We start from the raw sequence: 24,673 nt of genomic DNA, 5'->3' as shown, positions 1-24,673 counted from the left end.
AACGCTCGGCCCCGGGGTCGGGTTGTCTGCATCTGCGGGTTAGTGTGTCGTCCATGACCTCGACCACAACGTCCCCGGCAGACTCGGCTGTGACACAGGACGGCGACGTCCTCGTCCTACGCATCTCCGATGCGAGCAAGGGCGGCGCACTCGACGACGCCTCACTGAAATCGGCAACCTCCGCTCTGCGTGAGATCGCACGCGGCGAACGCGAAGTCGGCGCGATCCTGCTGCTCGGCGCTGGCCGGAACTTCTGCGCGGGCGGCAATGTGCGCGATTTCGCCTCTGCCGAGCACCGCCCCACCTTCATCCGCGCTCTCGCCGACACCTTCCACGACTTCGTCACCGCCCTGCTCGACGCTGATCGTCCGGTCGTCGCGGGTGTGCGCGGATGGGCCGCAGGGGCCGGGCTGAGCATCGTGCTGCACGCAGACATCGCGATCGGTGGGCCGTCGACCAACCTGCGTCCCGCGTACACCGGGATCGGCTTGTCGCCGGACGGCGGCATGACGTGGACCCTCCCGCGCACCGTCGGAGCGGCCCGCGCCCGCGACATCATCCTCACCGACAGAGTCATCACCGCCGACGAGGGACTCGCGTGGGGCATCCTCTCGCGCCTCGTCGACGACACCGAGATCGACGACACCGCCGCCGAGATCGCCCGCACACTTGCCGCGGGTCCGCGCGCCGGACTGGCCGCGACGCGTGCACTCCTGAGCGCGTCGCCCACCGCGACACTCCGCGATCAGCTCGCCGCCGAAGCTCACGCGATCTCGACCAACAGCGGCTCCGCGGAGGGTGTCGAGGGCGTCGACGCATTCGTGGGCAAGCGGACCCCCGACTTCGCAGCGGCCCGCGAGCGGTGACGACGTTCGGCGCCTCCTTCATCGCAGACCTCGACACGTTGTTCGCGTGGCGTCGTGACGTCCGACATTTCCGCTCCGACCCACTCGAGCCGGGGCTGCTCGACGAGTTGCTGGCACGAGCCGAGCTCGCGCCGTCGGTCGGCAACAGCCAACCGTGGCGATGGGTGCGCGTCGACTCAGTTGAGGCCCGCGCTCACATTCGCCGCAACTTCGTCGCGTGCAACGCCAAGGCCCTCGACGGGTACGCGGGCGAACGCAAACGTGCGTACGCGGCGCTGAAGCTCTCCGGACTCGACGACGCTCCGATCCAGCTCGCCGTCTTCACCGACCATGCAGGCACGCAGGGGCACGGCCTCGGTAAGCGGACGATGCCGGAGACACTTGACTACTCGACGGTCACTGCCGTCGCGACCCTGTGGCTGGCAGCACGGGCGCGCGGCGTCGGAGTCGGCTGGATATCCATCCTCGACGCCCCCACCGCGGCAACCGATCTCGGTGTGCCCGACACGTGGCGACTCACCGCATACCTGTGCCTGGGTTATCCCACCGAGGCCGACGACGTCCCCGAACTCGAGAGAGTGGGCTGGCAGGAACGCACCGACGCCGAAGCCCGACGCTTCGTCCGCTGACAGGAAGGGGGCTTCAGCAGAGCAGGGGCTTCAGGAGGGTAGGCGCCAGTCGACCGGTTCGCCGCCGAGATCTTCGAGTTCGGTATTGGCCCGACTGAACGGACGCGAGCCGAAGAACCCCTTGCTCGCCGACAACGGTGAGGGGTGCGGCGACACGATCACCGGTACGTCGGGCATCCATTGCTGAAGGCCTGCGGCATCGCGTCCCCACAGGATTGCCACGAGCGGCTCGTCGCGTGACACGAGCGCTTTGATCGCGCACTCGGTCACCGCCTCCCACCCCTTGTTGCGGTGCGACGCGGGCTCGCCGGGAGCGACGGTCAACACTCTGTTGAGCAGCAGCACACCCGATTTCGCCCACGGTGTCAGGTCGCCGTTGGCCGGCTTGGGATAACCGAGATCGGCGCAGTACTCGGTGTAGATGTTGGCCAACGAGCGCGGAATGGGCGAAACATCCTCTGCGACAGAAAAACTCAGCCCGACCGCATGGCCGGGCGTCGGGTACGGATCCTGTCCGACGATGAGCACGCGGACGTCGTCGAAAGGTTGTGTGAATGCGCGCAACACATTTCGTCCGGCTGGGAGGTAGCGGCGACCAGCGGCATTCTCGTCACGCAGGAACTGCCCCATCTGCGCGATGTTCTCCTCGACCGGCGCGAGTGCCTGCGCCCAACCGGGATCGATGAGTTCGCTCAACGGTTGTGGGGTCATGATCAGTCGAGTCTCCTGAGCTTCGATCGGTAGTACAGCGAATTCTGGTGGTACATCTCGACGTTCAGGTCGATATGGTCGGCGGGCACCTCGAATCCCTCGCGGATACGCGCGGGCACACCGAGTGCCATCGCCCGTGCGGGAACCGAGAACTTGAAAGGCACAACGGCTCCCGCGCCGACAATGGCGCCGTCACCGACCGTCGACCCGTTGAGGACAACGGAACCCGACGCGATCAAACAATTGTCGCCGATCGTCGCACCCTCGATGTGGGCGTTGTGTCCGACGACGCAACCGGCACCGATGACCGTCGGATCGATCGGCGTGCAGTGGATGACCGTGCCGTCCTGAATGTTGGTTCGCCGACCGATGGAGATTGTCCCGTAGTCACCCCGCAGCACAGCCCCGGGCCACACCGACACCCCGTCTGCGAGGGTGACGGCGCCGATCACCGTCGCGTCGGGGTGGATGTACACGTCCTCACCGAGGATCGGTTCACGATCGTCGAGTGCGTAAATCGCCATGGGTCGATCTAATCACCGCGGTGACGGCCGCCACCTACTGGTGTCCGAAGGACTGCCATCCGCGCAGGTCACTCGTCGCGATGCCGTCGAGAGACACCGGTGCGCGATCTCCCGTGCGTTCGCGGACATCACCGATGACGACCCACCCCAGCGGAACGTCGTCGGCGGCGAACGCAGCCAGTAACTGGTGGTCTTCACCCCCGGTGAGTGCCCAGATGTCGTCGGACTCACCGAGTTCGGCCGCGGCACGGGTGGTCGCCTCTGTTCGCGGAACACTCGAAACGTCAACTGCGAGAGCCACATTCGACGCCGCCGCCAGGGTTTTCAGCTCCTCGACAAGTCCGTCGGAGACATCGGTCATGGCGTGAGCGCCTGCTCGCGCCGCCACCACACCCGCCGAGAGGTCGGGGTTGGGCAGACGGTGCGAATCCACCACCTCGGCGTGCTGCGCACGTAGTCGGTGGGAGCGCTCGGCACTCCGCTCGCCGTCTTCGTCGCATCCATCAGCGGCGAGCAGGACGGCGAGCCCGGCGGCGGCGCTGCCGAGTGGTCCGCTCACAGCCAGCACATCGCCGACCTGCGCGCCGGTCAACGCCACCGGGGTGAGTCCGTCGAGTGCGCCAACCGATGTGACGGTCAGCACCACCTCGTCTGCGGCGACGAGGTCGCCGCCGAGCACGCGACCGCCGAGACGATGGGTTGCGGCGAGGATGCCGTCATTGATCTCGGTCAGAGTGGCAGCGGGAGTGCTCACCGGACATGCGATCGATACGACGACGCCGACCGTACGTGCCCCCATCGCCGCGATGTCAGCCGCGCTCTGGATCACCGCCCGCTCTCCGATCTGGCGCGGCGTCGACCACTCGAAGCGAAAGTGACGGTTCTGCACGGCGGTGTCCGTACTGATGACGGTCGGACCACCCGCGTCGAAAATGGCGGCGTCGTCACCGGATCCGACGACGATGTCGCGGGACGTTGCGGTCGTCGCCGCCGAGGTGAACAGCGAGATGAGCGCCCGCTCACCCAGGTCACCGACTGTGACACCACTGGGCTCCGGGTGGTCGGGGGTCGTGGCGTTCTCGTCGCCACCTGCCACTGTCAACTCCTCGTCGGCTCCACGGTTATTCGTTTCGGTTCGCGCTCTCGCGGCGTTGTGGTGACAATATCCCCACAGTGTAGTGACTTCGTGTGGCGCTTCGACGCGCGAAGTGGTTTCCGGGAGACCGGAGCCAGATGCCTTCGGCGGCTTGCCGCGGGCGTCGACTCGCCGCTCCCCAGCCCGGGGCCGACGGCACAGTGGATACGAGAGGATGGCCGTGGTTCAGGCATACATACTGATCCAGACGGAGGTCGGACGAGCCGCATTGGCGGCTGCGACGATCGCAGAGATCTCCGGAGTTGCCTCCTCCGAGGAGGTCAGTGGGCCCTATGACGTGATCGTGCGGGTCGAGGCCACCGATGCGGGCCACCTGACCAACGACGTCGTACCTCAGATCCAGAAGGTCGACGGCATCACACGCACCCTGACATGCCCGGTGGTGAACGCAGCGCACTGACCGGCACGCCACAGGAGCTGCGCGGCGATGTCCTAGGGTTGTCGTCGTGACCCCACCCGGACCGGACGAACCCGACAACAACGCCGACCGCGCGGAAGAGACCGACGCCGAACGTGTCAGCGCGGCCGAAGGCGTCGAAAAGTCCGGCTCCGCCGACAGCGTCGAAAAGTCCGGCTCCGCCGAAAGCGTCGAAAAGTCCGGCTCCGCCGAAAGCGTCGAGGACACGACGCACGCGCGCTACGGCGACTCAGGACCGCGGCTGAGTCCGGCGCTGATCGCCACACTGGTGACGATTCCGGTGATGGTGATCGTGGGCTTCATCGTGTTCGCGGCGCTTCGTCCGGGCAACTCGGACTCGACGCCCGTCGACTCGTACGCCGCGGAGTCGTCGACTCCCGCCGAATGCCCGAAGTTCCTCGCCGCGCTGCCGCAGACCTTCGAGGGATACGGCAACAAGACGATCTCGGGAACACAGGCCAGTTGGCCTGCGAGCAAAGACGGCGATCCGGTGATCGTGCGGTGCGGCGTCTCGCGCCCGGCGGAGCTCTCCCCCACCAGCAACCTGCAGGTGGTCAACCCCGTGCAGTGGTTCATCACCGATTCCATCGAGGGTTCCGGGCAGGCGTTCATCTGCGTCGATCACCGCCCGTACGTTGCGCTGTGGGTTCCGGTGAACGCGGGCAACGGACCGATCACCGACGTCTCGGCCGCCATCGAACGGACACTCCCCCGAGGACCACTCGACTTCGGCTGAGCGGCAACCGCTTTCGTACCGTCCGGCCGCGGGTAGATCACGCGTCGCCGGCTCGGAACTCCGGTTTGGTCTTGCGACCCAGCAATGAGCTGACCGCGTCGGCGACGGGCAGGCCGTCGTGGCAGACACTGTTCACAGCTTCGGTGAGCGGCATGGAGACCTGGTATTTCTCGGCGAGTGCCGTGACGGACGTGCACGATTTCACGCCCTCGGCGACCTGACCCGACGCTGCGGCCTGCGCCTCTTCCATCGTCGCACCCTGCCCGAGATGGGCACCGAAGGTGCGGTTGCGCGACAGCGGCGACGAGCAGGTGGCGACGAGGTCGCCGATACCCGCGAGACCGGCGAGGGTCTCGATCTGCCCACCGACTGCGCTCGAGAGTCTGATGGTCTCCGCGAGGCCACGAGTGATGATCGTCGCGAGGGTGTTCTGCCCGAATCCGACGCCGCTGGCCATACCGCACGCCAGCGCGATCACGTTCTTGACCGCACCGCCGATCTCACAGCCGATGACGTCGGTGTTGGTGTACGGCCGGAAGTACCCGGTGTTGAACATCTGCTGTAGCTGTTCGGCACGCGCGAGGTCGGAGCACGCGATCACCGTTGCGGCGGGCTGGCCCTCGGCGACCTCACGCGCGAGATTCGGCCCGGTGAGCACCGCGATCTGCTCGGCGGGAACCTCTGCGACCTCGGCGATCACCTCGCTCATACGCATCAGCGTCGACGTCTCGATGCCCTTGGCCAGCGAGACCAGCGTCGCGTCGTCGCTCAGGTGCGGGCGCCAGTTGGCGAGGTTGTCGCGCAGCGACTGCGCCGGGACAGCACACACCACGAGATCGGCGTCGGTCAGCGCCTCGGCGATGTCGCTCGACGCCGTGAGATTCGCGGGAAGGGTGATTCCCGCCAGGTAGTCGGCATTGGTATGCGACTCGTTGATCCGATCGGCGAGTTCTTCTCGCCGACACCACAGGGTGGTGTCGGTCCCCGCGTCGCTGAGTACCTTCGCCGTCGCCGTGCCCCATGACCCGGCACCCATCACAACCGCCCGCACAACTCTCCTCATTCGCCCGACATCGCTTCGGTCAAGGGTAGACCGCCGACGATGCCCGTCCGATCGATTCGAGAACCTGCGACGCCGATCACCCCTCGCGTCCACACGTCCTCTCGTGCATGGGTCATCATGTCTACATGACCCTCTCCTGTGTACGCGGTCATCCGAACGAGCGACGACGCATGCCCGCCGACGCTCCGGTACCCGCCGATCGCGGGCAGCACTGCGGCGACTCCGGCGACGAGTGCGCGCTCGGCACCGTGGTCGCGGTCCTCGCGGTCAAACGACTCGGCGACGCCAAATCGCGTCTGGTCTCCACCATGAGCGACGCCGCAGGGGTTGAGACTCCCGAGACGTCCCTGATCGAGCTCTCCCCCGCACAGCGCGAGCGCCTGCGGGCCGATCCGGGCGCCTTCGTGCTCGCCATGCTCGCGGACACCATCGGCACCCTGCACGAAGCAGGAATTCGCGACGTCGTCGTCGTGACCCCGGACGACCGGGTCCGCGAGCGGGCCCAGCAGCTCTCGGCACACGTCGTCGACGAGCCCGGCGACGTCGCAGGCGACCTGAACGCGGCCTACGCGCTCGGCGCCGCGGAGGCTCGAACCATGTGGCCTTTGCATCGATGGGTCGTGATCGTCCAGGCCGACCTTCCCGCGGCGCAGCCGTCGAGTCTGCGCGAGATCGTCGACGCCGCAGTCGAGCGCGGCGAGTCGATGGTGACCGACCGCGCAGGCACGGGCACATCTCTTCTGCTGCGGCCGATGACGGCGCACGAATTGCCGCGTTTCGGGCCGGATTCGGCTGCGGCGCATCGTTCCGCGGGCGTTGTCGAACTCGACCCAGAGCATCTCCTCTGGCCCGACGTGCGCACCGACGTCGACACCGTCGATGATCTCGCCGCCGCACTGCGACTCGGCGTCGGCGAGCACACACTCTCTGTGCTCGGAAATGCCGAGATCTCCGACGCGACGGCCAGCGGTGTCGGCGATCAGTCCGATGCGTCATGATTGAACGGTGAGCACAGCTGACGACACCACGACGACTCCGGTCACCACACAACCGATCAGTGCGATTCCTGGTGCGCCGCCCGCGGCAACTCTCGAACCGGGCGAGTCAGCCGATCTTCCCGAGGACAGATACCTCAATCGCGAGCTGAGTTGGCTCGACTTCAATTCGCGTGTTCTCGCCCTCGCCGAGGACACGTCGATCCCGCTGCTCGAACGCGCGAAGTTCCTCGCGATCTTCGCGTCGAATCTCGACGAGTTCTTCATGGTCCGCGTCGCGGGTCTCAAGCGCCGTGACGAAACCGGCCTGTCGGTGCGCTCAGCCGACGGACTCTCCCCGCGCGAACAGTTGCTGCGGATCGCCGGACGCACCCAGACCCTCGCCGACCGGCACGCCAGAGTGTTCCTCGACTCGGTGCGTCCTGCACTGGCGGACAACGACATCTACGTCGTCGGCTGGTCGGATCTGACCGAGGCCCAGCAGGCCCGGATGGTCGAGTACTTCCACGATGACGTGTTCCCGGTGCTGACGCCCCTCGCCGTCGATCCCGCCCACCCCTTCCCCTACATCAGCGGACTGAGCCTCAACCTCGCTGTCACGGTGCGCGACGCCGGCGAGGGTGGCGAGCACTTCGCGCGAGTCAAGGTGCCCGACAACGTCAATCGGTTCGTCCGTGTCGATCGACTGATGCCGCCCAGTGCGGAAGCCGACGGCAAAGGACATCGCACCGCGATCTTCCTTCCGATGGAAAATCTGATCGCCGCCAATCTCGGACATCTGTTCCCTGGCATGGAGATCGTGGAGCACCACGCGTTCCGTATCACGCGCAACGCAGACTTCGAGGTCGAAGAGGATCGCGACGAAGACCTGCTTCAGGCGCTCGAACGTGAACTCGCACGACGCCGGTTCGGTTCGCCGGTCCGACTCGAGGTCGCCGACGACATGACCGAGCACATGCTCGAACTGCTCCTGCGTGAACTCGACGTCAACCCCGCCGACGTGATCCAGGTTCCCGGGCTGCTCGATTTGGCGTCGCTGTTCGAGATCGGTTCGCTCGACCGGCCACAGCTCAAGGACCCCCCGTTCGTACCGTCGACACATCCCGCGTTCGGCGAGCGGGAGACGCCCAAGAGTGTGTTCTCCACGTTGCGCGAAGGCGATGTCCTCGTGCACCACCCCTACGATTCGTTCTCGACGAGCGTGCAGCGATTCATCGAGCAGGCTGCAGCCGACCCGCAGGTCCTCGCGATCAAGCAGACGTTGTATCGCACCTCCGGTGACTCGCCGATTGTCAACGCGCTCATCGACGCTGCCGAGGCAGGCAAGCAGGTCGTGGCTCTCGTCGAGATCAAGGCTCGCTTCGACGAACAGGCCAACATCAAGTGGGCGCGCCAGCTCGAGCAGGCAGGCGTGCACGTCGTCTACGGCCTTGTCGGACTCAAAACCCACTGCAAGACATGCCTTGTGGTGCGTCGTGAGGGATCGTCGATCCGACGCTACTGCCACATCGGCACCGGCAATTACAACCCGAAGACCGCTCGGCTCTACGAGGACGTCGGATTGTTCACTGCCGCACCGGACATCGGCGCCGACCTGACCGACCTGTTCAACACACTGACCGGTTACTCCCGTAAACGCGAGTACCGCAACATCCTGGTCGCTCCCACCGGGATTCGTTCCGGCATCGTCGAGCGCATCAACCGTGAGATCGAACTCAAGCACGAAGGCGATCCCCGCGCCCGAGTTCGGTTGAAGGCCAACGCTCTCGTCGACGAGCAGGTGATCGATGCCCTGTACCGCGCATCGCAGAACGGCGTTCCGGTCGAAATCGTCGTGCGTGGAATCTGCGCATTGCGTCCCGGGATGCCGGGCGTCAGCGACAACATTCACGTGCGCTCGATCCTCGGCCAATTCCTCGAACACTCACGCATCTTCCATTTCGGGGCGCAGGATGAGTACTGGATCGGCAGCGCCGACATGATGCACCGCAACCTCGATCGACGTATCGAGGTGATGGTGCAGGTGCGCGATGACCGGCTGACCGCCGAACTCGGCGACATCTTCGACTCGGCGCTCGACCCCCGAACACGATGCTGGGTCCTGCAATCGGACGGAAGCTGGATGGCCTCACCCGCCGCGGGCGAAGAGGTACGCGACCATCAACGACAGATGATGCGGCGCACCCGCCGTCGCGACGCAGGCATGTGACAAGCCCACCCTTTTCGTAACCTTCGGCCACTAGCATCACAGGCAATGTCTAAGACACACAAGACGATCTGGGCTGCGGGCGGCGTGCTGTGGCGTCCGCGGGAGAACAACGGTGTCGAGATCGGTGTGATCCATCGACCTCGCTACGACGACTGGACCCTACCCAAAGGGAAGATCGAAGCCGACGAGACACTCGTGATGACCGCGGTGCGCGAGATCGGCGAGGAGACCGGTTACCGCGTACGCATCGGCAGGTATCTCCGCGACGTCGGCTACGACATCTCGAGCGGCCGAAAGCGCGTGCGGTATTGGTCGGCTCGAGCTGTCGGCGGAGAATTCGTCGAGAACCACGAAGTCGACGAGATGGAGTGGCTCGGCATCGACGCGGCAGAGCGGCTTCTGAGCTACTCGCAGGATCGCCGCGTACTACGCGAATTCCTAAGGCTCCCAGTCGATCTCGATACTCTGCTGCTGGTTCGCCATGCCAAGGCAGGCAGTCGTTCCCGCTACCACGGCGACGACCGGCTGCGTCCGCTCGACCCCGAGGGACGCACACAGGCCGACGCGCTGTCGGTACTGCTCCCCGCGTTCGGTACCAACGAGATACACAGCGCCGACCGGACCAGGTGCGAGCAAACCGTTGCGCCGACCGCTCGTGCGCTGGGGGTGCCGATCATCACGGAATCGACGCTGTCGGAAGAGGCCTACCGCGACGACCCCGTTGCCGCGCAACGACGCATCGTCGACCTCGCGACCGATTCTGGTTCCGTCGTGCGCGCAGTATGCAGTCAGGGCAAGGTGATTCCGCCGCTCATGGAGTGGTGGGGCAAGCAGGACGGCGTCTCGTTGCCTGCCTCGCGTAACCGCAAGGCGAGCGTGTGGGTGGTGTCGACGCATCAGGGCAAGCTCGTCGCCGCCGACCACATCGACAGCCCGTTCCCCGGCCACGACGTCGAGTGACCCGCCAGCGCAGTTGAATCGGCTCCCAACGCACCTCACCCCCGACGGGGGAAGACCATCGGGGGTGAGTTGAGGATGTGAACTTGTCGCTGCGAGACTTTCAGCGACGGGTCGTCTTCTTGGCGGCTGTCTTCTTGGCCGTCGTCTTCTTTGCCGGCGTGGTCTTCTTGGCCGCAGTCGTGGTCTTCTTTGCCGGCGTGGTCTTCTTCGCCGCGGTGGTGGTCTTCTTTGCCGGCGTGGTCTTCTTCGCCGCGGTGGTGGTCTTCTTTGCCGGCGTCGTCTTCTTCGCCGCAGTCGTCGTCTTCTTCGCGGCGGTGGTCTTCTTCGCCGCAGTCGTCGTCTTCTTCGCGGCGGTGGTCTTCTTCGCCGCGGTACCTGTCGACTTCTTTGCCGCAGTGGTCTTCTTGGCCGCGGTACCCGTGGTGGCGCCGCTGCCACGCTTCACGGCCGGACCCGACGAGGCGAGCTTCTGCTTGCCGGACACGACAGCCTTGAACTGAGCACCCGGACGGAACGCGGGCACCGACGTCGCGCGAACCTTGACAGTCTCGCCTGTGCGCGGGTTGCGCGCGACGCGTGGTGCGCGACGACGCTTCTCGAAGACACCGAAGCCGGTGATGGTGACGCTCTCACCCTTATTGACTGCGCGCACGATCGAGTCGACCAACTGCTCGACTGCCTCGGTCGCGGTCTTTCGATCCGTGTCGAGTTTTACTGTCAGCTCATCGATGAGCTCTGCCTTGTTCATTGGATACCTCCGCAAGCCGATCTGGCCCTCTTATCAGGCCAGCTACCACCACACGGTAAACGTCGACGCCGAAAACTTCCATCTTCCACGCCAATTAGCGCGACGTGTCACCAATTCGTCACGCTTTCGGGCACTTCCGTCGTCGTATCGCGGAAAGGCTTGCCTAGAGCCGTAAATCAGAGCGGCAATGTTGTCGGCTTCCATGACGGGCGACGCTGCTCGTACTCAGAAATCGCGTCTACCTGCCGTAATGTCAGCCCGATGTCGTCGAGTCCCTCCATCAGACGCCACCGCGTGTAGTCATCAATTGTCAACGGCACCACGAGGTCTCCCGCGGTTACGGTCCTATCTTCGAGGCTCACAGTCAGTTCGAGGCCCGGCTGCTCTTCGAGACGCTTCCAGAGCAGTTCGACGTTGGATTGCTCGACCTGTGCGGCGACGAGACCGGCCTTTCCGGCGTTGCCGCGGAAGATGTCTGCGAACCTCGACGAGATGACAACGCGAAAACCGAAGTCCGACAGTGCCCAGACCGCATGCTCGCGCGACGACCCGGTGCCGAAGTCGGGACCCGCGACCAGAACCGAACCGCGATTCCAGGGTTCGACGTTGAGGATGAAGTCGGGGTCGGTGCGCCACCCGGCGAACAGTCCGTCCTCAAAACCGGTGCGGGTCACACGCTTCAGGTAGACGGCGGGGATGATCTGGTCGGTGTCGACGTTGCTTCGACGCAGCGGAACGCCGATGCCTGTGTGAGTGATGAATGGTTCCATGATGTGTGCCTCTTGCGATCTGGGAGTTGGCTTCGGAGATGGCGGACTCAGACGGCGCGTTGCGCGCCTGTCACAGATCCGCGGGCGACGACAGTGTGCCTCGCACAGCCGTTGCCGCGGCGACGGCGGGTGACACGAGATGCGTACGGCCGCCCTTGCCTTGTCGCCCTTCGAAGTTGCGGTTCGACGTCGACGCGCAGCGCTCGCCGGGCGCGAGCTGGTCTGGGTTCATTCCAAGACACATCGAGCAACCGGCCTGACGCCACTCCGCGCCTGCGGCGGTGAAGATCTCACCGAGACCATCCTCGTCGGCCTGCGCACGCACCCGCATCGAACCCGGGACCACAAGCATCCGAACACCTTCGGCGACCGTCCGGCCGTCGAGGATCTCGGCGACGGCACGCAGATCCTCGATCCGACCATTCGTGCACGAGCCGACGAAGACGGTGTCGACACTGATCTCACGCAACGGGGTTCCGGGGGTGAGGTCCATGTACTCAAGGGCTTTCGACGCCGCGCCCGCCGCATTCTCGTCGCCGAAGTCGGCCGGATCCGGCACCGACGCCGAGAGTGGCGCTCCCTGGCCGGGATTGGTGCCCCACGTGACGAAGGGACTCAACGACGCGCCGTCGATATGCACTTCTTCGTCGAATTCGGCGTCGTCATCGGTGCGCAACGACTTCCAATACTCGACGGCCGCATCCCAATCCGCTCCCTTCGGAGCATTGGGGCGGCCCTTGAGGAATTCGAAGGTGATCTCGTCGGGAGCGATCATGCCCGCACGCGCGCCCGCCTCGATCGACATGTTGCAGATGGTCATCCGCGCTTCCATCGAGAGTTTTTCGATGGCGCTACCGCGATACTCGAGCACGTAGCCCTGTCCGCCGCCCGTACCGATTTTGGCGATGACGGCCAGGATCAGATCCTTACTCGTGACACCGGGCGCCAATTCGCCGTCGACCGTGATGGCCATCGTCCTAAACGGTCGCAACGACAGCGTCTGCGTCGCGAGCACGTGCTCGACCTCCGATGTCCCGATTCCCATGGCGAGCGCACCGAAGGCGCCGTGGGTCGACGTGTGACTGTCGCCGCAGACAACCGTCATTCCCGGCTGGGTCAGTCCCAGCTGAGGTCCGACGACGTGAACGATGCCCTGTTCCTTGTCGCCCATGGGGTGCAGGCGAATACCGAACTCTTCACAGTTGCTTCGCAGCGTGTCGACCTGGGTCCGTGACACCGGGTCGGCGATGGGCAGGTTGGTGTCGACCGTCGGCACATTGTGATCCTCGGTCGCGATCGTCAGATCCGGTCGGTGCACGGGCCTGCCTGCGAGCCGCAGACCCTCGAATGCCTGCGGGCTGGTGACCTCGTGAACGAGGTGGAGATCAATGAAGATCAGATCGGGGTCGTTCCCGCCGTTCGCGTCTCCGCGTACGACGACGTGGTCGTCCCACACCTTCTCGGCGAGAGTACGAGGCTTACTTGCGCTGTTCGTCATCACTGCACTCATTCTGGCTGTAGCACTTGTGGTTTGGGGTGGGATGCGGCGGGAGTCGGCGGGCTGTGCCGCCTCTCGCGTGCATCTCACGATGTGGACCGCTAGTATCGTCCTATGGGAAAGGATAGCGCACCGGAACCGCAGAGCGGAATCGGTGTACTCGACAAGTCCGTGATCGTATTACGGGCCGTCGCGCATGCCCCGGCCAACCTCACGGAGCTCTGCGAGCGCACCAGCCTGCCGCGGGCAACGGCCCATCGGTTGGCCGTCGGATTGGAGACACATCGCCTGCTTGCACGCAACGCCGCCGGACGGTGGTACCCGGGGCCCGCCCTGAGCGAGTTGGCGTCGAGCGCGCACGATCCCATCCAGGAGGCCGCACTCATGGTGCTCCCCCGACTGCGTGAGATCACCGGCGAATCCGTTCAGGTCTATCGCCGAGAAGGCTCCGAACGCGTCTGCATCGCGGCCATGGAACCGCCAACCGGACTGCGCGACACCGTACCCGTGGGCACCCGCTTCCCGATGAGCGCGGGCTCGGCGGCCAAGGTCCTGCTCGCCTGGGCCGAACCGTCGACCCAGCGGGCGCTTCTACACGACAGCGTCTTCAGCGAACGCGCACTCTACGAGATCCGCCGCCGCGGCTGGGCGCAGAGCGCCGGTGAGCGAGCCGCGGGTGTCGCCAGTGTCTCGGCACCGCTGCGCGACGCCAACGGCGATGTGGTTGCGGCAATCTCGGTCTCCGGGCCGATCGATCGTATGGGCCGACGCCCCGGCGCTCGGTGGGCTGCCGATCTACTCGCCGCCGCCGAGGCCATCCAGAAACGGTTAGTGCCAACCGCGCGAGGCTGATTCGGTTAGCGTCTGGGCATGGGAACAAACCAACGTCAACAGATCGTCATGTCCGACGCCGAGATCACCGACTTCGTCGAACGCAGTCGCACAGCAACTCTCGCGACCCACGGCGCCGACGGCGGTATCCATCTCGTCGCCATGTGGTACGGCGTCATCGACGGCGAGATCTGGTTCGAGACAAAGGCCAAGTCGCAGAAGGCGGTCAATCTCGGCCGCGACGCGCGATGCTCGGTCCTCATCGAGGACGGCGACACCTACGACACTCTGCGCGGCGTCGCCTTTGAAGGACATGCGGAAATCCACGACGATCCCGACCATTGCCATCGCATCGGTGTGAGTGTCTGGGAACGCTACACGGGCCCCTACACCGACGAGATGAAGCCCTTCGTCGACCAGATGATGCACAAGCGCGTGGCCGTGCGGCTCGTCCCGGCGCGCGTTCGGTCCTGGGATCACCGCAAGCTCGGCCTCGACCCGATGCCGGTCGCCGGGTCGACGGCCGTCGTCGACTCATCGGGGTTACAGGCCTGACCCGCTTTCGAAGGCGCGGCAACAAAAAAACGCACCTCTCCGAAAGGAGAAGTGCGTTTTTCTTGTAGCCCCGACGGGATTCGAACCCGCGCTACCGCCTTGAGAGGGCGGCGTCCTAGGCCGCTAGACGACGGGGCCAAGAAACGACATCAGATGTCTCGATATTCAGTTATAAAAGCCAGGGTTTGGTGTCCCGGCTTTCGCTGGGGTACCAGGACTCGAACCTAGAATGGCGGTACCAGAAACCGCTGTGTTGCCAATTACACCATACCCCAAAGGTCTCGTTCTCCGTGAGGAAAACAACCTGCGATAGCCTAGCAGAGGCCGACCGGGTTACTACAAATCGCCTGGTCAGACCCGCTAATTGGCCACCTGGCCCGCTGCCGACCGGAGCCGTGCGAGGCTCTTGTCGCGTCCGAGCAACTCCATCGACTCGAACAGCGGCGGACTGATGTGCGATCCGGTGATCGCCACACGCACGGGCCCGAACGCCTTTCGTGGTTTCAGTTCGAGTCCGTCGACCAGCGCGCTCGTCAAGGCTTCCTGGATGGCGTCGGTGTTCCACTCGGCGAGTGAGGACAGCGTCGAGATCGCGGCGTCGAGGACCGGCCCGGCGTCGACGCCGAGGTTTTTCGCTGCCGACTTCTCGTCGATCGCGAACTCGTCATCGCTGACGTAGAGGAAGGAGATGAGCGGCCACGCCTCACCGAGAACCTGGATGCGGGTCTGCACCAGTTCGGCGATCGTGGTGAACTGCTCGTCGTCGATCGGGTCGGTGAGGAATCCCTGGGTGACCAGGTACGCCTTGAGCCTCGCCGCGAAGTCGTCGAGGTCGAGCATGCGGATGTGCTCCGCGTTGATCGCGTCGGCCTTCTTCTGATCGAAGCGTGCCGGGTTGGAGTTCACGTCGCGGACGTCGAACTTGTCGATCATCTGCTCGAGCGTGAACACGTCGGTCTCGTGGGAGTAGCCCCAACCGAGCAGCGCGAGGTAATTGAGCAGACCCTCCGGGAGGAATCCACGATCGCGATGGTGGAACAGATTCGACTGCGGGTCGCGCTTGGAGAGTTTCTTGTTGCCCTCCCCCATCACGAACGGCAGGTGCCCGAATTCCGGGACACGCTCGGCGACGCCGATCCGGATGAGCGCCTCGTACAGCGCGATCTGACGGGGCGTCGACGAGAAGAGGTCTTCACCGCGCAGCACGTGGGTGATTTTCATCATCGCGTCGTCGACGGGATTGACGAGTGTGTAGAGAGGGTCACCGTTGGCACGGGTGAGCGCGAAGTCGGGAACGGTGCCGGCCTTGATGGTCGTCGGCCCGCGTACGAGATCGTTCCAGGTGATGTCGTGGTCGGGCATCGGAAGGCGGACAACGGCTTTGCGGCCCTCGGCGCGATAGGCCTCGCGCTGTTCGTCGGTCAGGTCGCGGTCGAAGTTGTCGTAACCGAGTTTGGGGTCACGCCCTGCCGCGCGGTGGCGGGCCTCGACCTCCTCGGGCGTCGAGAACGCCTCGTAGGCCTCACCCGCGTCGAGGAGTTGCTTCACGACGTCCTGGTGGATGCCGCGACGTTCCGACTGCCGATAGGGCGCATACGGGCCGCCGACCTCGGGGCCCTCGTCCCAGTCGAGCCCGAGCCAGCGCAGCGACTCGAGGATCGCGTCGTAGGATTCCTGGCTGTCGCGCGCGGCGTCGGTGTCTTCGATCCGGAAGACGAAGGTGCCCTTGTCATGACGGGCCTGGGCGAAGTTGAACAATGCGGTCCGCACCATTCCCACATGCGGTGTGCCCGTGGGCGACGGACAGAAACGGACACGGACTCCCTGCGCGCTGCTCATGGAGGTCAGCGTATCGAATGGGCACCGACCTCCGAGCGCGTGCTCAGTCGCGGTGGCGACCGAGGAAGTCGATCAGCAGTCGATTCACCTCGGCAGGCTGCTCGAGATATCCGAAGTGCCCGGCCTTGTCGACCTGCGCATACTCCGCGGTGGGGATCGCATCGGCCACTTCACGGGCGAGCTCGACAGGAAGTCGTCGATCGTCGCTGAATCCGACGACGAGCGACGGAACGGCGATGCGGCGGTACGCATCGAGTCGGTTGGGCTCGTTCGTGTGGATTCCGAGTTGCGCACGCATACCCGGCGTCATCTTCTGCTGCGAGAACATCATGACGTCGAGCCAGTCGCGGGTCGCGCGGTCGTCGGCGAGTGTGTGCGCGGAGAGGTTCTGCTCGGCAGTGATCGCCGCCTCATACTCCGGCGGCAACTCGACTCCGTTGTCGTACAGCGCGCGCTCGCCCACCGAGAAGGTCTCCTGCAGAACGGTGGTACGCCCGTAGGTCGCCATCATCACCGCGCCGCGGACGAGATCCGGTCGCGCGAGCGCCAACTCCTGCGTGATCCGTGCGCCGAGGGAGGTTCCGACGACGAATGCCGGTGCAATGCCGAGTGATTCGATCAGGCTCGCGGTGTCGGCGACCATGTCGTCGAGGGTGAACCCGTCGGCGCACTCCGACGACGGCGCGATCCCGCGGTTGTCGAATGTGACGACCTCGTACCCGGCTTTCACAAGCGCGGGAACCTGATTGGCCTTCCACACGCGCCCCGGGCTGCCGCTGCCCATCACCATCGCGACCGCGGGGCCCGCGCCCGTGCGCTCGTAGGCGAGCTCTATTCCGTTGACGCGTGCCACGCCCGATCCGCTCACGGTTTGTCGACCACCGGATTGCTCAAGGTGCCGATGCCCTCGACCGTAACCGAAACACGTTGCCCGGCAACCATCGGACCGATCCCCTCGGGCGTTCCGGTCAGGATCACGTCGCCCGGGAGCAGGGTCATCACGCGTGAAATCCATTCCACCAGCGCTCCGACGTCGTGGAGCATGAGCGACGTGCGACTGCGTTGACGCACCTCGCCGTCGAGTTCCGTCGTGATCGCGGCGTCGGACGGGTCGAATGTGGTCTCGATCCAGGGTCCGAGCGGGCAGAAGGTGTCGTAGCCCTTGGCGCGCGTCCACTGACCGTCGATCTTCTGCTGATCGCGAGCGGTCACGTCATTGGCGACCGTGTAGCCGAGGATCGCACCGGCGGCGTCGGCGGCCTTCACGTCCTTGCACGGACGTCCGATCACGATGGCGAGCTCGCCCTCGAAGTCGACACGTTCCGACGACGGCGGGCGCACGATGGGCACCTCGGGTCCGACGATGGAGGTGTTGGGTTTGAGGAAGATCACAGGACTCTCCGGCGCTTCCGAACCCATTTCGGCGGCGTGTGCCGCGTAGTTCTTCCCGACGCAGATCACCTTGGACGCGAGGATCGGCGCCAGCAATCGAACGTCGGCCAGCGGCCACGATCTACCCGTGAACGTCGGTGTACCAAAGGGATGTTCGGCGATTTCCTTGGCGATCGAAGAGCCGTCCGACTCTTCGATCGAGACGAAAGCCACACCATCAGGACTCGCAATTCGGCCAAGACGCATACCAAGAACACTAGCGCACCCACCGCGTCCACTCTGTGGGACGCGAAATTGAGCCCGCGTCGCGTCGGTCTTAGAATGTGAACATCCAATCTCATTATTTGAGAGTGGCCCGAGAGCGCGACGACGCCACCTGGTCCCCGCTGCCAGGACACACCCGAAGGAGGTCCGCGATGACGACAACGTCCACCATCAGCAACGCCAGGCGCTGGACCATGCTCGCGTGCTCGTTGGTCGCCGCGATGACGACTGCGGTTGTCGTCGGAGGGGTTGCGTACCTCATTCCCGCGCTACACACCCAGCAAGGCATGTCACTCGCCCAGGCCTCTGTACTGGCCACGATCCCGACGATCGGCCTCATGATCGCGATCGTCGGCTGGGGCACGCTTCTTGATCGCTACGGCGAGCGGACGATCCTGCTGATCTCGGTCTCCATCACCCTTGTCGGCACGTCCGCAGCCGCGATCACCGCTGCCGCCCATGCGTCGTACGTCGCGATCGCGGTCTGCCTATTTATCGCGGGAGTGGGTTCCGGCGCGGCCAACGGCGCCAGCGGCCGCATCGTCGTCGGATGGTTTCCGCCCGAATTGCGCGGCACCGCAATGGGAATCCGGCAGATGGCGCAGCCGCTGGGCATCGGCGTCTGCGCACTGACCATGCCCGTCATCGCCGCGCGCCACTCCGTCGCCGCCGCGCTGGCGGTGCCCGCCGTGGTGACCGCGATCGGCTTGGCTGCCGTGGTGTTCGGCGTGATCGATCCGCCCGCACCGTCGGCAACCGGCGCCACCGCCCCAGCGCAACGTCGAAACCCGTACCGCGAGAGCTGGTTTCTCGCACGAGTCCATGCAGTCAGCGTCTTGCTGGTGATCCCACAGCAGATGCTATGGACATTTGTACCGACCTGGCTGATCGTCGCGCGGCACTGGTCTCCGGCCGCAGCGGGCATTCTGGTGACGATCACCCAGGTGATCGGCGCGTTGGGCAGGATCGCGGCCGGTCGCTGGTCGGATGCCTGGTTGTCACGCATGCGTCCGATTCGGCTGATCGCCATCGGCGCCGCGGCGGCGATGGCGATGCTGGCCGTCACCGACTGGCTGCACACGCCGTTGGCGCCGGCGTTGATGATGATCGCCTCGATCATCACCGTTGCCGACAATGGTCTCGCATTCACCGCGATCGCCGAATACGCAGGGCCACAATGGAGTGGCCGCGGCCTCGCGATTCAGAACACCGCCCAGTACCTGGCAACGGCGGCAACCACGCCATTGTTCGGACTTCTGATCGGCGCTGCGGGATTTCCACTCGCCTTTCTCGTCAGCGCCGCCGCACCGGTCATAGCGACGCCACTCATTCCGAAAGACGCAGTCCCACAGGAGGAATTGGTCTCCTGAGGTGGCGCCCACCCGTCATCGCCGATTCGGCGGGTCCCGTCGAAGGCACCATGTCGACGCGGCTATCGCCGTCGCCACCGCGACGACAAGCCCGAGGATCATGCCGAAGACGAACCACAGTGCAGGCAATGCGGCCGACGGCGCTCCGTGATGGCCGAGCTGAGCGCCTGTGACCCCGAACATGAAGGCGACGAGGAAGACGACCAACCCGTTGATGATGGCGAGTGTCGCGGCCAACATCGGGACCGCTCGCGCGGTGCAGCTTGTTACGGCACCGACAGCCAGGGCAACAGCGACAACGACTCCGACCGTGGCACAGACTCGCGAGAAACTGTTGGTGCCGTCGACACCGTGATGACCCCAATGCGTCGCAATGGCATCCGGCAGACCGGGTCGCCAAGCGGCCAGCAGGATTACCGCGACGACGCTCATCCCGACGGCGGGCCCGACGCCGAGCGCTGCCGTCCGCGACCGGATAACGGACACGGAGCCGTTGCCTGTCATCGGCACCTCCGTAGTCTTCTCAACCGCACAGTCTCGTAACCCGCACACCCGTAACGCCGACGTGCAGAACCAGATAGCTCGATTGTCACGCTGATCGGCCCGCGCGCCAATCCGTCGAACGCAATACGCGGGCCGTCGAGCAAGTCACCGACGCGAGTGTGCTTGCGCGACGCACGCATTGACCAAACCCGCGGCCTGCTGCGCGTCGGGGACGACGACGAGTTCACGGCCGCCGTCCAGTCGAGTGAGCATCAGTGCGGACCCGGATCGTAGGACGATGCCGCGCACTCCGCGCAACCGCCCGTGCACACAGAGCCGCTGACCGTACCCACCGAAGTCGCGCAATGCGTTGACCTGAGTGACTTCGGCGCGGACGACGTCACTCATGGGGACGGTGACCCGAGGCCATCCGAGTACGCCTCGCACGGCGATTCGCTCCCGATCAACAGTCACGCGGGCAGACCACAGGATCGCACTGGCCAACGCGGCGACGACACCCGGCAGCACCAACCATGGCTCCCGCAGCAGAACCGCGAGCACGACGATTACGAACAGCACAAGTCCTACGATGATCAGTGACGTCGCCGATGTCGATACTCGCCGCTGCCACAGAAAGCGTTCTCCCACAGCGAGTTCGGCGACAGGCACATCGCCGACCGGCGCCGGCGTCGGCAGCTCCCTGCGGCGCACCAGCGCCGCGGTGGCCAGCCCCACGACCAGTCCGATCACACCCGCGACGACGAGTTCGATTGCCGGAATGCCGATTTCGTAGACACTGGCGATACCGCGTTGGGCGCCAACGGTACTCACGATCCCGGCGACCACGAACACCGTCAGTCCGTTGACAAGGGCGAGCGTGGCCCGCAGCGGGCCCGATTCACGGATGTACCACCCCGCCACACCTCCCAGGACTGCGCCGAGTACCGCGATCACCACCACGGTGGCGACGACACCGGTCAGACTCATCGTGCCGTCGACTCCGTGCGAGTTCCAATGCGTAGCAATCTCTTTCGGCAGATCCGCACGCCAGATACGCAAGAGCACCAACGCGACGACGAGCACGGCGATGGACGGCAGAGTGCCCAGCAGGACAGCTGCCACTCTCCCCGAACGGTGTTGAGACGACGGATGGTTCATGACATCCTCCTGGTGATTTCGACGGTCAGTTCCGCTGGCCCGACTCCGAAGCGGCGGGCCGCGTCGACGAGTCGGTCGAGCGCATCGGCGAGCTCTGCAGTGTGCGGAGCGTTTCCGGACACCACGGCACCCCGACCCCTGCGCAGCTCGACCAGTCCCTCGTCGCGCAATTCTTGGTACGCGCGCAACACGGTATGGATATTCACGTCGAGCGACGCCGCCAGATCGCGAGCAGACGGAAGCCGCTCGCCCTGGGCCAACTCCCCGCGCGCGATGCCGCCACGTACCGACGCGGCGATCTGAGTGAAGATCGGCGCGCGATCTGCGGCGTCGATGCGGATGAGCATGTCCTGATCATATAGTTCTAGTTTAAATAGAACAACTTTTGATGCTCGGTCGATCCCGGTGATCTCTCGCGCGCGACGCGCTCGTAGAAAGTTGCGCCCTGTGGGTCGCTCGCATGTACCGGTACGTTCCGACGTCCCGAGGGGCGCGGTTTTCTGCGGGCCCGACCCCGACGACCGACACGCCCTCCTCGTGCGGGCTCATGTGCACTGCGTCGGTGCCCCCACAAACGACTCGGGCCGGAACCCGAAGGTTCCGGCCCGAGAAGAGGACAACTGATCAGAGACGATCCAGGATGCGCTTGCCGATCTCGCCGGTCGACAGCGTCGCGCCGTCGCGGTCGAGAAGATCGTCGGCGACGGCCTTTTCGACGCGGCGCGCTTCGTCGGCGTATCCGAGGTGATCGAGCAGGAGCGCCACCGACAGGATGGCCGCGGTCGGGTCGGCCTTCTGCTGCCCGGCGATGTCGGGGGCGCTGCCGTGCACCGGCTCGAACATCGAGGGGTTGGTGCCCGTGGCGTCGATGTTGCCCGACGCCGCCAGGCCGATGCCGCCGCTGACCGCTGCCGCGATGTCGGTGATGATGTCGCCGAACAGGTTGTCGGTGACGATCACGTCGAACCGGCCCGGATCGGTCACCAGGTAGATCGTCGCGGCGTCGACGTGGCAGTAGTCGACGCTCACGTCGGGGTACTCCGCGGCGACGGCGTCGACGGTGCGGCTCCACAACGAGCCGGCGAAGGTCAGCACGTTGGTCTTGTGGACCAACGTCAGATGCTTACGACGGTTGGTCGCACGCTCGAAGGCGTTGCGCACCACTCGTTCCACCCCGTAGCGGGTGTTGACGCTGACCTCGGTCGCGACCTCGTGCGGGGTGTCGACGCGGATCGCTCCCCCGTTGCCGGTGTACGGACCCTCCGTGCCCTCACGGACCACGACGAAGTCGATGTCGGGATCGCCGGCCAGCGGCGACGTCACGCCCGGGAAGCGATGCGACGGCCGCAGATTGACGTGATGGTCGAGCGCGAACCGCATCTTGAGCAGCAGTCCGCGTTCGAGCACACCCGAGGGCACCGACGGATCACCGATGGCGCCGAGCAGGATTGCGTCGTGCTCACGTAGCGACGCCAGATCGTCGTCGGTGAGCAGTTCGCCGTTGCGGTGGTAGCGACGAGCACCGAGGTCATACTCGGTGACGTCCACCTCGGGCACGAGCGTCGTCAAGACGCCAAGCGCCTCGGAGATGACCTCGGGGCCGATGCCGTCTCCGGCGATGACAGCGAGTTTCATGACAGATCCACCTGCTCGATCAGGGTCGCGTCAACAGCCTCGGAGATCTCGGTGACCACGGCGTCGTCGACGTTCTTGCTCACGCGCAGCATCATGGTCGCGCCGCCACCGTCGGTGTCCTGCGAGAGCGCCGCGGCGAGAATGTCGATGCCCGCGTTGCCGAGCAACGTACCGATCTTGCCCAGCGAACCCGGCTGGTCGACGTAGCTGACGAGCAGGTTGAGTCCCTCGGCCCGCAGGTCGAAGTTGCGGCCGTTGATGTTGACGATCTTCTCGACCTGACGAGGCTCGGTGATCGCACCCGACACGTTGTGCACCGAACCATCGGCGTAGACGGCCTTGACGTCGACGACGCTGCGATGGCTGGGGCTCTCGGTGTTGGTCACGACTTCGCTGGTCACACCGCGCTCGGCGGCGACCGTCGGCGCGTTGACGAACGTCACCGGCTCGTCGAGCGCGGCCGAGAAGAGTCCGCGGAGGGCAGACAGTGCGAGGACGTCGACGTTGCTCGATGCGAGCTCACCACGAACGTCGACGACGATCGACGACGGCAGTTCGCTGCTCAGCGCACCGATCAGTACGCCGAGCTTGCGCGACATCTCCAGCCACGGCGCGACCTCTTCGTCGACGGCTCCACCGGTGATGTTGACGGCATCGGGAACGAAGTGGCCCGCAAGCGCGAGACGCACACTCTTGGCGACGTCGGTGCCCGCGCGATCCTGCGCCTCACTGGTCGACGCACCGAGGTGCGGCGTGACGACAACCTGCGGCAGCTCGAACAGCGGCGAGTCGGTGCACGGTTCTGTGGCGAAGACGTCGAGGCCTGCAGCGCGCACCTGGCCCGAGGTGATCGCGTCGGCGAGAGCCTGCTCGTCGACGAGTCCACCGCGAGCGGCGTTGACGATGATGACGCCCTTCTTGGTGCGTGCGAGCTGGTCGGCGCCGATCAACCCGAGGGTCTCCGGGGTCTTCGGCAGGTGCACGGTCACGAAGTCGGCACGCTCGAGCAGTTCGTCGAGGCTGACCAATTCGATACCCAGCTGCGCCGCGCGGGCGGGCGAGACGTAGGGGTCGTAGGCGATGACGTGTGTCTCGAACGCGGCGAGACGCGCGGCAACGAGCTGGCCGATACGACCGAGCCCGACGACGCCGACCGTCTTGTCGAAGATCTCGACGCCATTGAACGACGACCGCTTCCAGGTGTGCTCACGCAGCGTGGCGTCGGCGGCGGGGATCTGACGTGCGGCCGAGAGCAGCAGCGAGACGGCGTGCTCGGCGGCGGTGTGGATGTTGGAGGTGGGAGCGTTGACCACCATCACGCCGCGTGCGGTCGCGGCAGGTACGTCGACGTTGTCGAGGCCCACGCCCGCACGGGCGATGATCTTGAGGTTCTTGCCCGCCTCGAGCACTTCCTCGTCGACGGTGGTGGCGGACCGCACGAGGATTGCGTCCGCATCGACCACTGCCTCGAGGAGCTTGGGACGGTCGGGGCCATCGACCCACCGCACCTCGACGCCATCGCCGAGCGCTTCCACGGTCGAGGGGGCCAGTTTGTCGGCGATCAGGACGACCGGACTGCCAGCTGAGGTCACAGTGAATTCTCCGTAGATCGGTTACACAGGAATCGGGACGCCGAAGACGTGTCGAAATATCGAAAAGACGTAATCGAAGCGCCAACGACGTACGGCACTCAGCTTAGAGGGGCGTCCGACGCGCCTGAACAGCCGGTCTGCGTCGTCGAAGCTCTTACTCAGGAAACACCTGTACATTGTGATCGTCATTACGCGGCCGACGATTCCAATATCGGACACGTCATCACAGACAGGTTGCAAAGCAACCGCATCTGGATTCCAGGTGCAGCTC

The 24,673-nt window shown here is 65.3% G+C and carries 25 protein-coding genes and 2 tRNA genes; 10 read left to right on the top strand and 17 right to left on the bottom strand.

Translation table 11 applies throughout. The features are described 5' to 3' along the window. Positions 1 to 53: 53 nt before the first annotated feature. Positions 54 to 866 (top strand): enoyl-CoA hydratase/isomerase family protein, encoded by an 813-nt coding sequence (locus tag A5785_RS03620; RefSeq protein WP_082946524.1) that lies wholly within the window; start codon positions 54 to 56, stop codon positions 864 to 866. Then, the gene (gene bluB, locus A5785_RS03615; RefSeq protein ID WP_064864581.1) at positions 863 to 1,495 is read left to right on the top strand and encodes a 5,6-dimethylbenzimidazole synthase; all 633 of its coding nucleotides are present in this window, start codon (positions 863 to 865) and stop codon (positions 1,493 to 1,495) included. The genes A5785_RS03620 and bluB overlap by 4 nt, the downstream gene beginning before the upstream one ends. A gap of 30 nt (positions 1,496 to 1,525) precedes the next feature. On the opposite strand, the gene A5785_RS03610 is transcribed toward bluB, so the two are convergent. The 3 genes from A5785_RS03610 to thiL are packed head-to-tail and all read right to left on the bottom strand — an operon-like array spanning position 1,526 to position 3,826. Continuing rightward, positions 1,526 to 2,206 carry a uracil-DNA glycosylase gene (locus A5785_RS03610; RefSeq protein WP_064863032.1) on the bottom strand — a complete coding sequence of 227 codons (681 nt, stop codon included), beginning with the start codon at positions 2,204 to 2,206 and terminating at the stop codon, positions 1,526 to 1,528. Positions 2,207 to 2,208: 2 nt separating this feature from the next. Further along, on the bottom strand, positions 2,209 to 2,730 hold the full coding sequence (locus tag A5785_RS03605; protein WP_064863033.1) for a gamma carbonic anhydrase family protein: 522 nt from the start codon (positions 2,728 to 2,730) through the stop codon (positions 2,209 to 2,211). 34 nt (positions 2,731 to 2,764) lie between these two features. Beyond that, entirely contained in the window at positions 2,765 to 3,826 is a 1,062-nt protein-coding gene (gene thiL, locus A5785_RS03600; protein WP_064864579.1) for a thiamine-phosphate kinase, read from the bottom strand. A 214-nt stretch (positions 3,827 to 4,040) separates the two neighbouring features. Here thiL and A5785_RS03595 point away from each other — a divergent pair, with 214 nt between their 5' ends. Together A5785_RS03595 and A5785_RS03590 are read left to right on the top strand one after the other, a co-directional pair. Further along, positions 4,041 to 4,286 carry an Lrp/AsnC ligand binding domain-containing protein gene (locus A5785_RS03595; protein WP_049698379.1) on the top strand — a complete coding sequence of 82 codons (246 nt, stop codon included), beginning with the start codon at positions 4,041 to 4,043 and terminating at the stop codon, positions 4,284 to 4,286. A 46-nt stretch (positions 4,287 to 4,332) separates the two neighbouring features. After that, complete coding sequence (locus A5785_RS03590) at positions 4,333 to 5,040, top strand: DUF3515 domain-containing protein (protein ID WP_005205187.1); 708 nt, start codon at positions 4,333 to 4,335, stop codon at positions 5,038 to 5,040. A gap of 37 nt (positions 5,041 to 5,077) precedes the next feature. Here the strand turns inward: A5785_RS03590 and A5785_RS03585 are convergent, their stop codons facing one another. Next, a complete protein-coding gene (locus tag A5785_RS03585; protein ID WP_039855255.1) occupies positions 5,078 to 6,091 on the bottom strand; it encodes an NAD(P)H-dependent glycerol-3-phosphate dehydrogenase in 1,014 nt (337 codons plus the stop codon). Between the two features lie 137 nt (positions 6,092 to 6,228). On the opposite strand from A5785_RS03585, the gene cofC reads away from it, so the two are divergent. The 3 genes from cofC to A5785_RS03570 are packed head-to-tail and all read left to right on the top strand — an operon-like array spanning position 6,229 to position 10,267. Continuing rightward, entirely contained in the window at positions 6,229 to 7,101 is an 873-nt protein-coding gene (cofC, locus tag A5785_RS03580) for a 2-phospho-L-lactate guanylyltransferase (RefSeq protein WP_231895422.1), read from the top strand. A 7-nt stretch (positions 7,102 to 7,108) separates the two neighbouring features. Next, positions 7,109 to 9,307 (top strand): RNA degradosome polyphosphate kinase, encoded by a 2,199-nt coding sequence (locus tag A5785_RS03575; protein ID WP_005205192.1) that lies wholly within the window; start codon positions 7,109 to 7,111, stop codon positions 9,305 to 9,307. 45 nt (positions 9,308 to 9,352) lie between these two features. After that, entirely contained in the window at positions 9,353 to 10,267 is a 915-nt protein-coding gene (locus tag A5785_RS03570; RefSeq protein ID WP_005205193.1) for an NUDIX hydrolase, read from the top strand. A 100-nt stretch (positions 10,268 to 10,367) separates the two neighbouring features. On the opposite strand, the gene A5785_RS03565 is transcribed toward A5785_RS03570, so the two are convergent. The 3 genes from A5785_RS03565 to leuC all read right to left on the bottom strand — a co-directional run bounded on the left by A5785_RS03565 (position 10,368) and on the right by leuC (position 13,283). Then, a complete protein-coding gene (locus A5785_RS03565; RefSeq protein ID WP_005205195.1) occupies positions 10,368 to 11,015 on the bottom strand; it encodes an HU family DNA-binding protein in 648 nt (215 codons plus the stop codon). 176 nt (positions 11,016 to 11,191) lie between these two features. Then, a complete protein-coding gene (gene leuD / locus A5785_RS03560; RefSeq protein WP_005205196.1) occupies positions 11,192 to 11,785 on the bottom strand; it encodes a 3-isopropylmalate dehydratase small subunit in 594 nt (197 codons plus the stop codon). Between the two features lie 70 nt (positions 11,786 to 11,855). Beyond that, positions 11,856 to 13,283 carry a 3-isopropylmalate dehydratase large subunit gene (gene leuC / locus A5785_RS03555; RefSeq protein WP_064864577.1) on the bottom strand — a complete coding sequence of 476 codons (1,428 nt, stop codon included), beginning with the start codon at positions 13,281 to 13,283 and terminating at the stop codon, positions 11,856 to 11,858. 114 nt (positions 13,284 to 13,397) lie between these two features. On the opposite strand from leuC, the gene A5785_RS03550 reads away from it, so the two are divergent. After that, positions 13,398 to 14,135, top strand: coding sequence for an IclR family transcriptional regulator (locus A5785_RS03550; protein WP_005205200.1), 738 nt, complete (start codon positions 13,398 to 13,400; stop codon positions 14,133 to 14,135). 18 nt (positions 14,136 to 14,153) lie between these two features. Then, a complete protein-coding gene (locus A5785_RS03545; RefSeq protein ID WP_005205202.1) occupies positions 14,154 to 14,669 on the top strand; it encodes a pyridoxamine 5'-phosphate oxidase family protein in 516 nt (171 codons plus the stop codon). Positions 14,670 to 14,734: 65 nt separating this feature from the next. On the opposite strand, the gene A5785_RS03540 is transcribed toward A5785_RS03545, so the two are convergent. The 5 genes from A5785_RS03540 to A5785_RS03520 all read right to left on the bottom strand — a co-directional run bounded on the left by A5785_RS03540 (position 14,735) and on the right by A5785_RS03520 (position 18,146). After that, positions 14,735 to 14,807 (bottom strand) — tRNA-Glu (locus tag A5785_RS03540). A 65-nt stretch (positions 14,808 to 14,872) separates the two neighbouring features. Next, positions 14,873 to 14,944: transfer RNA gene (locus tag A5785_RS03535), tRNA-Gln, on the bottom strand. An 85-nt stretch (positions 14,945 to 15,029) separates the two neighbouring features. Further along, a complete protein-coding gene (gene gltX / locus A5785_RS03530) occupies positions 15,030 to 16,508 on the bottom strand; it encodes a glutamate--tRNA ligase (protein ID WP_064864575.1) in 1,479 nt (492 codons plus the stop codon). Between the two features lie 43 nt (positions 16,509 to 16,551). Next, positions 16,552 to 17,376 carry an alpha/beta fold hydrolase gene (locus A5785_RS03525; RefSeq protein ID WP_005205204.1) on the bottom strand — a complete coding sequence of 275 codons (825 nt, stop codon included), beginning with the start codon at positions 17,374 to 17,376 and terminating at the stop codon, positions 16,552 to 16,554. Further along, a complete protein-coding gene (locus A5785_RS03520) occupies positions 17,373 to 18,146 on the bottom strand; it encodes a fumarylacetoacetate hydrolase family protein (protein WP_039855258.1) in 774 nt (257 codons plus the stop codon). The genes A5785_RS03525 and A5785_RS03520 overlap by 4 nt, the downstream gene beginning before the upstream one ends. 170 nt (positions 18,147 to 18,316) lie before the next feature. Here A5785_RS03520 and A5785_RS03515 point away from each other — a divergent pair, with 170 nt between their 5' ends. Continuing rightward, complete coding sequence (locus A5785_RS03515; protein ID WP_005205212.1) at positions 18,317 to 19,534, top strand: MFS transporter; 1,218 nt, start codon at positions 18,317 to 18,319, stop codon at positions 19,532 to 19,534. Positions 19,535 to 19,549: 15 nt separating this feature from the next. Here the strand turns inward: A5785_RS03515 and A5785_RS03510 are convergent, their stop codons facing one another. The 5 genes from A5785_RS03510 to serA form a co-directional block, all read right to left on the bottom strand. Continuing rightward, positions 19,550 to 20,038 (bottom strand): hypothetical protein, encoded by a 489-nt coding sequence (locus A5785_RS03510; RefSeq protein WP_064864573.1) that lies wholly within the window; start codon positions 20,036 to 20,038, stop codon positions 19,550 to 19,552. Positions 20,039 to 20,182: 144 nt separating this feature from the next. Then, entirely contained in the window at positions 20,183 to 21,175 is a 993-nt protein-coding gene (locus A5785_RS03505) for a hypothetical protein (protein WP_064864571.1), read from the bottom strand. Continuing rightward, positions 21,172 to 21,522, bottom strand: coding sequence for a GntR family transcriptional regulator (locus A5785_RS03500; RefSeq protein WP_064864570.1), 351 nt, complete (start codon positions 21,520 to 21,522; stop codon positions 21,172 to 21,174). Before A5785_RS03500 ends, A5785_RS03505 begins: the two co-directional genes overlap by 4 nt. A gap of 277 nt (positions 21,523 to 21,799) precedes the next feature. Beyond that, a complete protein-coding gene (locus A5785_RS03495; RefSeq protein ID WP_064864569.1) occupies positions 21,800 to 22,810 on the bottom strand; it encodes a 3-isopropylmalate dehydrogenase in 1,011 nt (336 codons plus the stop codon). Then, positions 22,807 to 24,402, bottom strand: a complete 1,596-nt coding sequence (gene serA, locus A5785_RS03490; RefSeq protein WP_005205222.1) for a phosphoglycerate dehydrogenase — start codon at positions 24,400 to 24,402, stop codon at positions 22,807 to 22,809. Before serA ends, A5785_RS03495 begins: the two co-directional genes overlap by 4 nt. Positions 24,403 to 24,673 lie beyond the last annotated feature (271 nt).

Source organism: Gordonia sp. 852002-50395_SCH5434458, from assembly GCF_001665905.1.
Taxonomy (GTDB): Bacteria; Actinomycetota; Actinomycetes; order Mycobacteriales; family Mycobacteriaceae; genus Gordonia; species Gordonia jacobaea.
This window is presented reverse-complemented; position numbering and strand designations above follow the sequence as displayed.